The organism is Lentzea xinjiangensis (assembly GCF_900110955.1).
Lineage (GTDB): Bacteria > Actinomycetota > Actinomycetes > Mycobacteriales > Pseudonocardiaceae > Lentzea > Lentzea xinjiangensis.
On the sequence record NZ_FOFR01000012.1, the window covers coordinates 246,406 to 260,069 of the forward strand.

17 protein-coding genes are annotated in these 13,664 nt (G+C 70.4%); 16 read left to right on the forward strand and 1 reads right to left on the reverse strand.

Annotated features, from left to right (window positions below):
- The first annotated feature begins 23 nt into the window (after positions 1–23).
- Both ffh and BMW88_RS25235 read left to right on the forward strand, forming a co-directional pair.
- Entirely contained in the window at positions 24–1,577 is a 1,554-nt protein-coding gene (gene ffh, locus BMW88_RS25230; RefSeq protein ID WP_089954677.1) for a signal recognition particle protein, read from the forward strand.
- Between the two features lie 2 nt (positions 1,578–1,579).
- Positions 1,580–2,635 (forward strand): amidohydrolase family protein, encoded by a 1,056-nt coding sequence (locus tag BMW88_RS25235; RefSeq protein ID WP_089954678.1) that lies wholly within the window; start codon positions 1,580–1,582, stop codon positions 2,633–2,635.
- Here BMW88_RS25235 and BMW88_RS25240 read toward each other — a convergent pair.
- Positions 2,632–3,111 (reverse strand): carboxymuconolactone decarboxylase family protein, encoded by a 480-nt coding sequence (locus BMW88_RS25240; protein WP_089954681.1) that lies wholly within the window; start codon positions 3,109–3,111, stop codon positions 2,632–2,634. The two genes, BMW88_RS25235 and BMW88_RS25240, sit on opposite strands and share 4 nt — an antisense overlap.
- A gap of 147 nt (positions 3,112–3,258) precedes the next feature.
- Between BMW88_RS25240 and BMW88_RS25245 the strand changes: the two genes are divergently transcribed.
- The 14 genes from BMW88_RS25245 to BMW88_RS25310 all read left to right on the forward strand — a co-directional run bounded on the left by BMW88_RS25245 (position 3,259) and on the right by BMW88_RS25310 (position 13,288).
- Entirely contained in the window at positions 3,259–4,137 is an 879-nt protein-coding gene (locus BMW88_RS25245) for an RNA polymerase sigma-70 factor (protein WP_218148200.1), read from the forward strand.
- 289 nt (positions 4,138–4,426) lie between these two features.
- The gene (locus BMW88_RS25250; protein ID WP_089954685.1) at positions 4,427–5,203 is read left to right on the forward strand and encodes a CPBP family intramembrane glutamic endopeptidase; all 777 of its coding nucleotides are present in this window, start codon (positions 4,427–4,429) and stop codon (positions 5,201–5,203) included.
- Complete coding sequence (locus BMW88_RS25255) at positions 5,203–5,934, forward strand: LamB/YcsF family protein (protein ID WP_089954688.1); 732 nt, start codon at positions 5,203–5,205, stop codon at positions 5,932–5,934. The genes BMW88_RS25250 and BMW88_RS25255 overlap by 1 nt, the downstream gene beginning before the upstream one ends.
- 122 nt (positions 5,935–6,056) lie before the next feature.
- Positions 6,057–6,500 carry a 30S ribosomal protein S16 gene (rpsP, locus tag BMW88_RS25260; RefSeq protein ID WP_089954690.1) on the forward strand — a complete coding sequence of 148 codons (444 nt, stop codon included), beginning with the start codon at positions 6,057–6,059 and terminating at the stop codon, positions 6,498–6,500.
- Positions 6,497–6,736 carry an RNA-binding protein gene (locus BMW88_RS25265; protein WP_030468017.1) on the forward strand — a complete coding sequence of 80 codons (240 nt, stop codon included), beginning with the start codon at positions 6,497–6,499 and terminating at the stop codon, positions 6,734–6,736. Before rpsP ends, BMW88_RS25265 begins: the two co-directional genes overlap by 4 nt.
- A gap of 18 nt (positions 6,737–6,754) precedes the next feature.
- Positions 6,755–7,270 carry a ribosome maturation factor RimM gene (rimM, locus tag BMW88_RS25270; protein ID WP_089954693.1) on the forward strand — a complete coding sequence of 172 codons (516 nt, stop codon included), beginning with the start codon at positions 6,755–6,757 and terminating at the stop codon, positions 7,268–7,270.
- Positions 7,260–8,006 (forward strand): tRNA (guanosine(37)-N1)-methyltransferase TrmD, encoded by a 747-nt coding sequence (trmD, locus tag BMW88_RS25275; protein ID WP_089954695.1) that lies wholly within the window; start codon positions 7,260–7,262, stop codon positions 8,004–8,006. The genes rimM and trmD overlap by 11 nt, the downstream gene beginning before the upstream one ends.
- A gap of 154 nt (positions 8,007–8,160) precedes the next feature.
- A complete protein-coding gene (gene rplS / locus BMW88_RS25280; RefSeq protein ID WP_030468020.1) occupies positions 8,161–8,520 on the forward strand; it encodes a 50S ribosomal protein L19 in 360 nt (119 codons plus the stop codon).
- Between the two features lie 3 nt (positions 8,521–8,523).
- Complete coding sequence (gene lepB / locus BMW88_RS25285; protein WP_089954697.1) at positions 8,524–9,264, forward strand: signal peptidase I; 741 nt, start codon at positions 8,524–8,526, stop codon at positions 9,262–9,264.
- Positions 9,265–9,268: 4 nt separating this feature from the next.
- Positions 9,269–10,129: a signal peptidase I gene (gene lepB, locus BMW88_RS25290; protein ID WP_089954699.1), complete on the forward strand. Its 861-nt coding sequence runs from the start codon at positions 9,269–9,271 to the stop codon at positions 10,127–10,129.
- Positions 10,126–10,917 (forward strand): ribonuclease HII, encoded by a 792-nt coding sequence (locus tag BMW88_RS25295; RefSeq protein ID WP_089954702.1) that lies wholly within the window; start codon positions 10,126–10,128, stop codon positions 10,915–10,917. The genes lepB (BMW88_RS25290) and BMW88_RS25295 overlap by 4 nt, the downstream gene beginning before the upstream one ends.
- Positions 10,917–11,240, forward strand: a complete 324-nt coding sequence (locus tag BMW88_RS25300; RefSeq protein ID WP_030468024.1) for a DUF2469 domain-containing protein — start codon at positions 10,917–10,919, stop codon at positions 11,238–11,240. Before BMW88_RS25295 ends, BMW88_RS25300 begins: the two co-directional genes overlap by 1 nt.
- A gap of 154 nt (positions 11,241–11,394) precedes the next feature.
- A complete protein-coding gene (locus tag BMW88_RS25305) occupies positions 11,395–11,766 on the forward strand; it encodes a YraN family protein (RefSeq protein ID WP_089954770.1) in 372 nt (123 codons plus the stop codon).
- Between the two features lies 1 nt (position 11,767).
- On the forward strand, positions 11,768–13,288 hold the full coding sequence (locus BMW88_RS25310) for a YifB family Mg chelatase-like AAA ATPase (protein WP_089954704.1): 1,521 nt from the start codon (positions 11,768–11,770) through the stop codon (positions 13,286–13,288).
- The last annotated feature ends 376 nt before the right edge of the window (positions 13,289–13,664 follow it).

The window sequence follows — 13,664 nt, forward strand, 5'->3', positions numbered from 1 at the left end:
CGAGGTTGGCTAGTCTGGGAGGCGTGTTCTCCACGCTTTCCGACCGGCTGACCGCAGTTCTCCAGGGCCTTCGCGGCAAGGGCAAGCTCAGCGACGCCGACATCGACGCCACCGCGCGCGAGATCAGGGTCGCCCTGCTCGAGGCGGACGTCGCGCTGCCCGTCGTGCGCGGCTTCATCGCCAAGGTGAAGGAGCGCGCCAAGGGCGCCGAGGTGCACCAGGCGCTGAACCCGGCGCAGCAGGTCGTGAAGATCGTCAACGAGGAGCTGGTCAACGTCCTCGGTGGCGAGACCCGCAGGCTGAACCTCGCGAAGAACCCGCCGTCGGTGATCATGCTGGCGGGTCTGCAGGGTGCCGGCAAGACGACGCTCGCCGGCAAGCTGGCCCGCTGGCTGAAGGGCCAGGGCCACACGCCGCTGCTCGTCGCGGCAGACCTGCAGCGCCCGAACGCGGTGACGCAGCTCCAGGTCGTCGGTGAGCGCGCGGGCGTGCCCGTCTTCGCCCCCGAGCCCGGCAACGGCGTCGGCGACCCGGTCGCGGTGTCGCGCCGCGGCGTCGAGGAGGCCAAGGCCAAGCAGCACGACATCGTCCTCGTCGACACGGCCGGCCGGCTGGGCGTCGACGAGGAGATGATGAAGCAGGCCGCCGACATCCGGGCCGCGGTCAACCCGGACGAGGTCCTGTTCGTCGTCGACGCCATGGTCGGTCAGGACGCGGTCAACACGGCCACGGCGTTCCGCGACGGCGTCGGCTTCACCGGTGTGGTCCTCACCAAGCTCGACGGCGACGCCCGCGGTGGTGCGGCGCTGTCGGTCCGCGAGGTCACCGGCCAGCCGATCCTCTTCGCGTCCAACGGCGAGAAGCTCGAGGACTTCGACGTCTTCCACCCGGACCGGATGGCCTCGCGCATCCTCGGCATGGGTGACGTCCTCACCCTGATCGAGCAGGCGGAGCAGCACTTCGACCAGGAGCAGGCCGAGAAGGCCGCGCAGAAGCTGCACACCGGCCAGCTCACGCTCGAGGACTTCCTGGAGCAGATGCTCGCGATCCGCAAGATGGGCCCGATCGCGAACCTGCTCGGCATGCTGCCCGGTGCCGGGCAGATGAAGGACCAGCTCGCGATGCTGGACGAGAAGCACCTCGACCGCATCCAGGCGATCATCCGCGGCATGACCCCGGCGGAGCGCGACGACCCCAAGATCATCAACGCCTCCCGCCGGCTGCGCATCGCCAACGGCTCCGGCGTCAAGGTCAGCGACGTCAACGACCTGGTCAACCGCTTCTTCGAGGCGCGCAAGATGATGTCGGCGATGGCCGGCCGGATGGGCGGCTACGGCGCCAGCAAGAGCCGCAAGGGCAAGAAGGGGAAGAAGGGCAAGGGCGGTCGCGGCCCGACGCCGCCGAAGGTCAAGGGCGGCTTCCCCGGCATGTTCGGCGGCGGCATGCCCGGAATGCCTCCCGGCATGCCCGGTCTGCCCCCCGGCGGTCTGCCGAACCTCGGCGGCGGCATGAACGAGCTCCCGCCCGGCTTCGACCCGTCGAAGTTCAAGTTCGACGGGGACGACAAGAAGAAGTGACCATGCACCTGCGCGGCGTCGTCCTCCCCGAGGGCGAGCCGCGAGACCTGTGGGTCGTCAACGGCCGTGTGCGCACCCAGCCGGTGCCGGGGGCGCAGACCGTCGTCGACGGCGGGTTCATCGTCCCCGGCCTGGTCGACGCGCACTGCCACGTCGGCCTCGGCCCGCAGGGCGGCGTCGAGCTGCCCGAGGCCGTCGAGCAGGCGCTGACCGACCGCGACGCGGGCACGTTGCTGATCCGCGACTGCGGGTCGCCGATCGACACGACGCCGTTGCAGGAGCGCCTGGACCTGCCGCGGATCATCCGCGCGGGCCGCCACATCGCCCGCCCGAAGCGCTACCTCCCGCACATCGGCGTGGAGATCGAGTCGGACCTGGCGACGGCCGTGGCCGAGCAGGCCGCGCACGGCGACGGCTGGGTGAAGCTCGTCGGCGACTGGATCGACCGCGGCGTGGGCGACCTCGCTCCACTGTGGACTGACGAGGAGCTGGTGAGGGCCGTGGAGGTCGCCCACGCCGCCGGCGCCAAGGTCACCGCCCACGTCTTCGGCGAGGACGCGTTGCCCGGCCTGATCAACGCCGGCATCGACTGCATCGAGCACGGCACGGGCCTCACCGACGACACGATCTCGATGATGGCCGCGCGCGGCACCGCGCTGGTCCCCACGCTGATCAACATCGAGACGTTCCCCGGCATCGCCGAGAAGGCCGGCAAGTACCCGGCGTACGCGAACCACATGCGCGACCTGCACGCCCGCGTCGCCACGACGGTGGCGTCCGCGATCGAGGCGGGGGTGCCGGTCTACGCGGGCACCGACGCGGGCGGCGGCATCGCGCACGGCCGCATCGTCGACGAGGTCGTCGCGCTGCACCGCGTGGGCATGAGCACGTCGGACGCCATCGGCGCCGCGTCGTGGGGTGCCCGCGCGTGGCTCGGCTTCCCGTCGCTGACCGAGGGCGCGGCCGCGGACGTCGTGGTCTACGACTCCGACCCCCGCGAGGACCTCGAGGTCCTGAGGACGCCGCGCATGATCATGCTCAGGGGCCGGGTCTGCTAGGCGCTGACCTGGGCCATCGCGCCGACCTCGTACGACCCGCCCTTCTGGCGCGTGATCACGGCCATCCGGTTGGCGGCGTTGATCAGCCCCACCAGGCAGACCAGCGCGGCGACCTGCTCGTCGTCGAAGTGCTTGCGGACGTCGTCCCAGGTCTTGTCGCTCACGCCCTCGCGCGTGAGCACCGTGCCCTCCTCGGCGAACGCCAGCGCGGCCTGCTCGGCCTCGGTGAACACCGTGGTCTCGCGCCACCCGGCCACCAGGTGCAGCCGCAACGGGTCCTCGCCCGCCGCCACGGCCTCCTTAACGTGCATGTCGAGGCAGAAGCCGCAGCCGTTGAGCTGGCTGGCCCGCAGGCTGACGAGTTCGGCGGTGAGCGCGGGCAGCGGTGACTGGTGCACCGCCTGGCCGAGGCCGGCGAAGCGCTTCGCGAGCTTGCCGCCGGTCTCGGTGCCGAAGAGGTTGAAGCGGGGTTCCATGGGTTTCCTCCCTCGTGGGCCTTGCCTGACGACCACGAGACGCCGCTGGTCCCGCGCCTGTGACACCGCCGCTTTGTGACTCATGCCACTGTCACAGATCCTCGTCGGGCGGTGTCTGGTGGACAGCCCCGTTCCAGGAGGAGACCCGTGCCGGACGTCGCCACCGACTCGTTCGTGAGCCACCGCAACCTGCTCTTCACCATCGCCTACGAGATGCTCGGCTCCGCCGCCGACGCCGAGGACGTGTTGCAGGAGACGTGGCTGAGGTGGGCGGGCGTGGAGCACGGCGCCGTCGGCAACCACCGCGCCTACCTCGTCCGGATCGTCACCCGCCAGTCGCTGGGCCGCCTGCGCGCGCTGAGCCGCCGCAAGGAGTCCTACGTCGGGTCCTGGCTCCCCGAGCCGTTGCTGACCGCGCCGGACGTCGCCGAGGACGTCGAGCTCGCCGACAGCGTCTCGATGGCGATGATGCTGGTCCTCGAAACCCTCACCCCCACCGAACGGGCGGTGTTCGTCCTGCGCGAGGTCTTCGACCTGGACTACGACGAGATCGCCGCGGCGGTCGGCAAGAACCCCGCCGCCGTCCGCCAGATCGCCCACCGCGCCCGCTCGCACGTGGCCGCCCGCCGGCCGCGCGAGGTGGTGACGCAGGCCGAGACCCGGGACGCCCTCGCCGCCTTCCAGCGCGCCACCCGGACCGGCGACCTGCAGGCGCTGCTCGACCTGCTCGCCCCCGACGTCGTGTTCCTCGGCGACGGCGGCGGGGTGAAGCAGGCGGTGCCGCGCCCGGTCGTCGGCGCGTCGAAGGTGGCGAGGATGCTGCTCGGCGGGCTGGCCAGGGTCACCGGCTGGTCGATGGAACCCGCTCAGGTGAACGGCTACCCGGCGCTGGTCGTCGAGTTCGCCGGCGAGCTCGACGCCGTGATCGCGCTGCGGATCGACAACGGGCTGATCAGCGGCCTGTACGCGGTGCGAAACCCGGAGAAGCTCTCGCACATGGGCCACGAGACGGTGCTGAGCCGGTGAGGTTTAGTGGCGGGCGTTGTGCGCCGATCCGTTCACCAGGAGGCAGGACATCCGGCGGGGACCCGATCTGACCATCTTTTGGCCAGGCGTTCGGCCCGAATTCCGCCGGTGCAGCAGGCTAACCTCGGATTCGGGGCGGCTGACCGCGGTTCCCACTCCACTCGTATCGCGAGGCCCCGGTCGAGCATCGGTGCTTCAGAAGCCGTCGATCGCGAGGTGAGCTGATCATGAGGGTGTCGCAGCGGGCCGTTCACCGGCAGGTAGCCGGAACGTGACTAGATTGCAGGGCGTGAGTGAGCCGGAGTCGGTGAAGCCCAAGCGAGGCTTCCTCGAGAGCGTGCGGGACATCAGCCGCAACCCCGAGCCGGAGCGGGTCGGCCAGCGCTGGGGGTTCGGCGCGTTCCTCCTGGTGGAGGCCGTCTTCATCCTGAGCGCCGTGTTCATCACCGCGGTGGCGAAGCAGTTCGGGGTGAGCCTGCTCGACTCGGTGCCGCTGGTGCTGGTCGGGTCGATCGTGCCGACGCTCCTGGCGGCGGGCACGGCCATCGTGATCACCTACGTCCGCGGCAACGGGCCGAAGGTCGACCTGCGCTTCAGCATGACCAAGGAGGACCTGGCCACCGGGCTCAAGCTCGGCATCCTCGGTCTCGTCCTCACCTACTCCGCCGCCACGATCTGGGCGAAGGTGGTCGGCGAGGAGAACGCCACGAGCGCCGTGGGCGACCTGCTGTCGGGCTCGAACCTGCCGCTCGCCGCCGCGATCACGATGTTCCTCTACGTGAGCCTCGTCGGGCCGGTCTGCGAGGAGATCATCTACCGAGGCCTGCTGTGGGGCGCCGTCGAACGGCAGGGCTGGAGCCGCTGGGCCGCGTTCGGGCTCACCACGGTGGTCTTCGCGATCGGTCACTTCGAGCCGCTGCGCACGTCGTTGCTGCTCGTGATCGCCATCCCGATCGGCATCGCCCGGCTGCTCACCCGCAGGCTCGGGGCGAGCATCGTGGCGCACGTGATGAACAACTTCCTGCCGGGGCTCACCCTCCTGCTCGTCTCCGTCGGGGTCATGTGATGGACCTCAACAGCGATCTCGGCGAGGGCTTCGGCATCTGGCGGCTCGGCGACGACACCGCGCTGCTGGGCGTCATCAGCAGCGCGAACGTCGCCTGCGGCTTCCACGCCGGTGATCCGTCGACCATGCGCAAGGTGTGCGAGGAAGCGGCGCGCAACGGCGTGCGCATCGGCGCCCAGGTGTCCTACCGCGACCTCGCCGGCTTCGGGCGGCGCTTCATCGACGCCGATCCCGCCGAACTGGCCGACGAGGTGCTCTACCAGATCGGCGCGCTGGACGCGTGCGCGCGAGCAGCGGGCGCCGAGGTCGTGTACGTGAAGCCGCACGGCGCGCTCTACAACGCGACGGTGCACCACGAGAAGCAGGCGCAAGCTGTCGTCAACGGCGTCAAGGCGTTCAAGGACCTGCCGATCCTCGGGCTGCCCGGCTCGCGGTTGCTGGCCGAGGCGGAGCGAGCGGGGCTCAGGCCGGTGCAGGAGGCGTTCGCCGACCGCGGCTACACCCCGGAGGGCACGCTGGTCCCGCGCAGTGCGCCGAACGCCCTGCTGACCAGCACCGAGCAGGTCGTTGAACGCGCCAAGAGGCTGCTGGACGGCGAGATCGTCGCGGTCGACGGCACGGTCATCAAGACCAGCGCCGAGTCGTTGTGCGTGCACGGCGACACGCCCGGAGCGGTCGAACACGCGCGGGCCGTGCGGGAAGCGCTCGGCGCGGTCACACCGTTCGCGTAGGCCCCGATTCGGATCCACCCGCCCCATCTGGCAGAATTGCCCGCTGTCCGCCGCGGTCGGCCCCTCTGCCCGGGCCGCGGCTGTGCGAAACACCAACACAGAGTTCGAGGAGTACCAGGCCAATGGCCGTCAAGATCAAGCTTCAGCGTCTCGGCAAGATCCGCCAGCCGTACTACCGCATCGTGGTCGCCGACGCGCGCACCCGTCGCGACGGCAAGGCCATCGAGACGATCGGCAAGTACCACCCGAAGGAAGAGCCGTCGTTCATCGCGGTCGACTCCGAGCGCGCGCAGTACTGGCTGGGTGTCGGCGCGCAGCCGACCGAGTCGGTCCAGCGCCTGCTGGAGATCACCGGTGACTGGCAGAAGTTCAAGGGCCTGCCGGGCGCCGAGGGCACCCTGAAGGTCAAGGAGCCGAAGCCGTCGAAGGCCGACCTGTTCGCCGCCGCGCTGGCCGCCGCGAACGAGGAGCCGATGACCGAGGCCACCACGCCGAAGGCGAAGAAGGCCCGCAAGGCCGACGACGCTCCCAAGGCCGACTCCGAGGCGCCCAAGGACGAGGCGTGAGTTTGTTGGCTGACGCCCTCGAACACCTCGTTCGCGGCATCGTCGACCACCCGGACGACGTCCGGGTGAACCTCGTCACGACCCGTCGCGGCCGCACCCTCGAGGTCCACGTCCACCCGGACGACCTCGGCAAGGTGATCGGTCGGGGCGGTCGCACCGCGACGGCTCTGCGCACCGTGATGGCCGGCATCGGCGGTCGCGGCGTGCGGGTCGACGTCGTCGACACCGATCGCTGAGAACGAGTTTCCAGGGCAATGGACGTAGTCGTCGGCCGTGTGGCCAAGGCGCACGGGATCACCGGCGAACTCGCCGTTGACGTGCGCACCGACTCCCCCGAGATGCGGTTCGCGATCGGGGCGACGATGCAGGCCAGGCTGCGCGACGGCACGTCTCGAAGCCTCACCGTGTCAGCCGCCCGGCCTCATGCCGGGCGGCTGCTCGTGCGTTTCTCCGAGGTCGTGACGCGCGACGCCGCCGAGGCGTTGCGCGGCACGTTGCTGCTGGGCAGCACCGACGACCTGCCGCCGACCGAAGACCCCGACGAGTTCTACGACCACGAGCTCGAAGGGCTCACGGCGGAGCTCGTCGACGGCACGAAGCTCGGCACGGTCAAGGAGGTCGTCCACGGTCCCGGTGGCGAGCTGCTCGTCGTCATCCGTGACAGCGGCGAGGCGCTGATCCCGTTCGTGCGCGAGATCGTGCCCACGGTGGACGTGCGCGGCGGCCGTGTCGTGGTCGACCCGCCAGAGGGCCTGCTCGATGCAGATTGACGTCGTCACGATCTTTCCCGAGTACCTGGCGCCGTTGCGCGCCGCGTTGCTGGGAAAGGCGATCGACAAGGGCCTGATCAGCGTCGGCGTGCACGACCTGCGCGACTGGACCCAGGACGTGCACAAGGCCGTCGACGACAGCCCGTACGGCGGTGGTCCCGGCATGGTCATGAAGGCCGACATCTGGGGCCCTGCTCTCGATGACGTGTGCACGGACGAGACGCGTCTCATCGTGCCGACGCCGGCTGGGCGTCCGTTCACGCAGGCAGTGGCACACGAGTACGCGTCCGAGTCGCACCTCGTGTTCGCGTGCGGCCGCTACGAAGGCATTGACCAGCGCGTTGTCGATGACGCCGCCCGGCGCGTGCGCGTTGATGAGGTGTCGATCGGCGACTACGTGCTGGTCGGCGGTGAAGTGGCCGTGCTCGCGATCGTGGAAGCGGTCGCCCGGCTGCTGCCCGGCGTGCTCGGCAACCCGAAGTCGCACGCCGAGGACTCGTTCCAGGACGGGCTCCTCGAAGGGCCGAGCTACACGCGGCCGGAGGTCTGGCGCGAGCTCGCCGTCCCGGACGTGCTGCGGTCGGGCAACCACCGGCTGATCAACCGCTGGCGGCGTGATCAATCGCTCGCGAGGACCTTCCACAGGCGCCCCGACCTGCTCGAATCGCTGCCCGCGGAAGCGTTGGACAAGCACGACAGGGCTTTGCTCGCGCGCCTGCGCGAGGACGGCGAGTAGCCCGATTTCATTCCGGGGTGCCTGGTCTGGCACACTGGACCAGTTGCCGCAGCCGGTGGTCTTACCGGCGTGCGCTCCTAGCCGACCCCCATCATGTCGTGCACTGCCATGGAACATGCTCTGGGGAGTTCACAGACACACGTGAGGACGACCGATGAACATCCTGGACGCACTTGACGCCCAGTCGCTGCGCTCTGACATCCCGGCATTCCGCGCGGGTGACACGCTGAAGGTCCACGTCCGCGTCATCGAGGGCTCGCGCGAGCGCGTCCAGGTGTTCCAGGGCGTCGTGATCCGTCGCCAGGGTGGCGGCATCCGCGAGACCTTCACCGTCCGCAAGGTCTCGTTCGGCGTCGGCGTCGAGCGCACCTTCCCGGTGCACTCCCCGAACATCTCGGAGATCGAGGTCGTGACCCGCGGTGACGTGCGTCGCGCCAAGCTGTACTACCTGCGCGACCTGCGCGGCAAGGCTGCCAAGATCAAGGAGAAGCGCGAGGCCCGTCCGGTCTCCTGACCGGTGGCTTCGAGCCCGGAAGACTTCGAGGACGCCTCCGCACCGGACGAACCGGGACGGGGGCGTACTCGTGCCGGCAGAGATGTCCTCTACGTCGTCCTGACGGCCGTCGTGCTGACGGTGCTGATCCAGGCGTTCGTGGCGCGGGTCTACGTGATCCCCTCGGCGTCGATGGAACGCACGCTGCACGGCTGCACCGGCTGCGAGAACGACCGGGTGCTGGTCGACAAGCTCACCTACCGCTTCGGCGACGTCGAGGCGGGCGAGGTGGTCGTCTTCCGCGGCCCTGAGGCGTGGACCACGAACGACTTCCGGGTGGCGCCGTCGACGAACCCCGTCGCGCGTGTGGTGCAGAGCATCGGGTCGTTGCTGGGCGTCGCGCCCGCGAACGAACGCGACTTCGTCAAGCGCGTGATCGCGCTTCCTGGCCAGACGGTGATGTGCTGCGACGAGCAGCACCGTGTCGTCGTGGACGGCAAGCCGCTCGATGAGCCGTACGTCCATTGGCAGCCCGGCAGTTCGTCAGCGGACCACGAGCCGTTCGCTCCCGTGCGCGTGCCGGAGGGACGGTTGTTCGTGATGGGGGACAACCGGATGAACTCCACCGACTCGCGCAAACAGGGCGGCGGGGGAGCAGCGGGCACGGTGCCCGTCGAAAACGTCATCGGCAAGGCGCGGTACGTCGTCTTCCCGAAAGATCGGTGGAGTGTTGTGTCGGATCACAACCCCCAGCCCCTAGGCTGATCTCGTGGTTGACGTCGATCCTGAGCACAGCCCGTCCGGCGACGAGCCTTCGGACGCTTCGGGGAAAACTTCGAAGAAGAAGAAAAAGGGCAACTTCTGGAAGGAGCTGCCGGTCCTCATCCTGGTCGCGTTCGGCCTCGCGATCGCCATCCAGATCTTCCTCGGCCGCGTCTACATGATCCCGTCGGAGTCGATGGAGACGACGCTGCACGGGTGCACCGACTGCTACGGCGACCGGGTGCTCGTGGACAAGGTCACCTACCGCTTCACCGAGCCGGCCCCCGGCGACGTGATCGTGTTCCGCGGGCCGCCGTCGTGGCAGAACGACTTCATCTCCGCCGAGCCGGGCAACCCGATCTCGGAGGGGCTGTCGTGGCTCGGGTCGCTGATCGGGCTGCCGTCGGCGAACGAGGAGGACTTCGTCAAGCGCGTGATCGCCGTCGGCGGGCAGACCGTGAAGTGCTGCGACGAGCAGAACCGCGTGACGGTGGACGGCAAGGCGCTCGACGAGCCGTACAAGCACTTCGACGAGGGCGTGCAGGCCGAGCAGGAGTCGTTCGAGGAGCTCAAGATCCCGGACGGCATGCTGTTCGTGCTCGGTGACAACCGCAACCACTCGTGCGACTCGCGCTGCCAGGGCCAGGGCGGGCTCAACGGGCTCGTGCCCGTGGACAACGTGATCGGCAAGGCGCGCGTCATCGTGCTGCCCCCGTCGAGGTGGGGCGGGGTGTCGGACCACAACCCGCAGGTCGTCTCGATGGGCGCGCCGGGCTGGCAGGAGAACGTCCCGCTGGGCGTGGGTATCGTCGCGCCGTGGCCGCTTCTGCTGCTCGGACGTCGAGTGCGAGACCGATTCCGCCGATGACCATGCTTTTGCCGCCCCGTGCCGTGGTGCGGGGATCGACCGGGAACTGGGCGTTGCAGGGCACGCTGGAGCGCCGGGGGCTCGGGCCCGTCGCCGGGGTCGACGAGGCGGGCAGGGGCGCCTGCGCCGGGCCGCTGGTGATCGCGGCGTGCGTGCTGCGGCCGGGTGACGCCTCGCGGTTCGAGGGCTTGAACGACTCGAAGCTGATGACGGCGCCGGCCCGCGACCGGATGTACGACCTGGTGCTCAAGCGTGCCGTGGATCACTCCGTCATCGTCGTGCCGCCCGCCGACATCGACTGGCTGGGCATCCACGTCATGAACATCGAGGGCATGCGGCGCGCGGTGGCGCAGATGGCGACGCATCCCGGCTACGTGCTGACCGACGGCTTCAAGGTGCCGGGGATGCCCGCGCCGAGCGTCGCGGTGCTCAAGGGCGACCAGGCGGCGGCGTGCGTGGCGGCGGCATCGGTGCTGGCCAAGGTCACGCGAGACCGGATAATGGCGGATCTTCATGATCGTTATCCGGCGTACGGGTTCAACGTGCACAAGGGTTATTGCACGCCGGAACACACGGCGGCGTTGATGGAGCACGGCCCGTGTGAGGAGCACCGCTGGTCGTATGTAAATGTGGCAGCGGCGGCTGCGAAACACGGTCTCGCCGCGCCGCACAGGGTGGCGCGCAGCACGACCGCGCCGGCCGTGGTCCAGAATGATGCAGCCCCGGCTGATGCCGGGGAGCTCGCGACGAGGGAGGGCGCGGAGCAGATGACCCGCGCGGAGGCGTAATGAGTGCAGAGGATCTCGAGAAGTACGAGACCGAGATGGAGTTGTCGCTGTACAAGGAGTACCGCGACATCGTCAGCCAGTTCTCGTTCGTCGTGGAGACCGAACGGCGTTTTTACCTGGCCAACTCGGTGGACGTGCAGGTGCGCAACGCCGACGGCGAGGTGTACTTCGAGGTGCGCATGTCGGACGCGTGGGTGTGGGACATGTACCGGCCCGCGCGCTTCGTGAAGAACGTTCGCGTCATCACGTTCAAGGACGTGAACGTGGAGGAGCTGGACAAGCCGGACCTCCGCCTGCCGGAAAGCGGGCCGTTCCCCACGTAGCACACCCCACCGACGAATCCGTCGTTCCAAGATCGACAACGGCCGACTTGTCCACAGCCGTTGAGTTGTCCACAGATTCCGCTCGGCCCGGCCACCCGCCCCGCCCCACCCTGCAAGGTCGTACCCAACGACCCGCAGGGAGGCGAGGGCAGTGGTGGCACGGGCACTGGTCGAGACCAGGCAGCAGGAGCTGGGCCGGCAGGGCGAGGACCTGGCGTGCAGGTACCTGGAGGGGCAGGGCCTGGTGGTCCTGTCGAGGAACTGGAAGTGCCGCGACGGGGAGCTCGACGTCGTGGCCGTGGAGGGCGACCGCCTGGTCGTCTGCGAGGTCAAGACCCGGTCCGGTCCCCGGTGGGGCCGCCCGGACGAGGCCGTCGACGAGGACAAGCTCTCCCGCCTGCGCCGCACGGCCCTGCGCTGGCTGGCCGCGCACGGCGTGGGCTGGTGCGAGGTCCGCGTCGACCTGATCTCGGTCACCTGGTCCGGCGAGGGCGAAGCGCGCCTGCACCACCTGCGGGGAGCCTGAGATGGCTCTGGCACAGGCGTGGTCCGTCGCCCTCTGCGGAGTCGACGGCCTGGCCGTCGAGATCGAGGCCGACGTGGGCGTGGGCCAGCCCCGCACCCACCTCCTCGGGCTTCCCGACGCGTCGTTGCACGAGTCGAAGGAGCGCGTGAAGGCCGCTGTGCGCAACAGCGAGGAAGAGTGGCCGAAGCAGCGCATCGTCCTGGGCCTGTCCCCGGCCAACCTGCCCAAGGGCGGAAGCAGCTACGACTTGGCCATCGCGTGCGCCACCCTGGCCGCCGCGGGCTCGGTCCCGGCCGAGCGCCTGGCCACCACGGTCCTGCTGGGCGAGCTGGCCCTCGACGGCCGGGTGCGCCCGGTCCGGGGCGTGCTGCCGTCCCTGCTCACCGCCCGCCGCGCTGGTCTGCGCGCCGCCGTGGTGCCGGTGGACACGCTCCCGGAGGCGTCCCTGGTCGACGGCGTGGAGGTGCACGGCGCGCTGACCCTGGCCGAGGTCCTCGCCTGGCTGCGAGCAGAGGACGTGACGCTGGCGCGCCCACCGGCCGCGACCGACCCACCGCTCCCGCCGATCCCGGACCTCGCCGACGTGGTGGGCCAGCCGGAGGCCCGCTGGGCCCTGGAGGTGGCCGCCGCGGGCGCCCACCACCTGCTGCTGACCGGCCCGCCGGGCACCGGCAAGACGATGCTCGCCGAACGCCTCCCCGGCCTGCTCCCACCCCTGACCCGCGAGGACGCCCTGGCCGTGACGGCGGTCCACTCGGTGGCCGGCGTCCTGTCGCCAGGCTGCCCGCTGGTGGCGAGCCCACCGTTCGTCAACGTCCACCACACGACGTCGATAGCGGCCCTGATCGGCGGCGGCAGCGGCATGGCGAAACCCGGCGCCGCCTCCCAGGCCCACAAGGGTGTCCTGTTCCTGGACGAGGCCTGCGAGTTCGGCCAGAAGACCATCGACACCCTCCGCACCGCCCTGGAGGACGGCGAGGTCCGCATCTCGCGCCGCGACGGCATAGCCCGCTACCCGGCCCGCTTCCAGCTCATCCTCGCCACCAACCCCTGCCCCTGCGCCCCGCCCAAGGAGGTCGACTGCACCTGCACCGCCACGGTCCGCCGCCGCTACCAGTCGCGCCTGTCCGGCCCCCTGCTCGACCGCGTGGACCTCCGAGTCCGGATGAGAGCCACCACCGCCATGGCCAACGCCGACGCCACCCCACCGGAACCCACCGCGGTGGTCCGCGAGCGAGTCCTGAAAGCCAGGTCCCGAGCCGCCACCCGCTGGTCGGCCCACGGCCACACCTGGCAGGCCAACGCCCTGGTCCCGGGCCCGGCCCTGCGCCGCGAGTTCGCCCTGCCGCGCCACACCACCACCCTCCTGGACCGAGCCCTGGCCACCGGCACCCTGACGGGCCGAGGCGCGGACCGCTGCCTCCGAGTGGCGTGGACCCTGGCCGACCTCGCCGAAGCCGACCGCCCCACAGCCGACCACGTGGCCGCAGCCCTCCACTTCCGCGAACGCCGCGTCCCTTAACCCCGCGCCCCAACCCCAACCCCAACCCCGCAACTCGCCAGCCCCGACCGCGCCCCGCCACCCCAAGCCCGGTCATCCCCGCACTCCAAACAACCGAACGCGGCGCACTCCAGCGCCGACTCCGCGCCCGGCCCAGCCCAGGTGAGCCCGCGCTCGCCCACTCCACGCGCCGCGCAACCCGAAGCGCCCGGCCACGCTCAAGCGCCCAGCACCCTCCGCGTGCCGCTCACGTACCCCGGCAGCTCGCCGCCGGCAGCTCTCCATCTGGCCAGCTCTGCACTCCGACAGCCCGCCGACGCGACAACCCGCCCGACAGCCCGCCCGCCCGACAGCCCGCCGACGCGACGGCCCGCCCGACAGCCCGCCCGCCCGACAG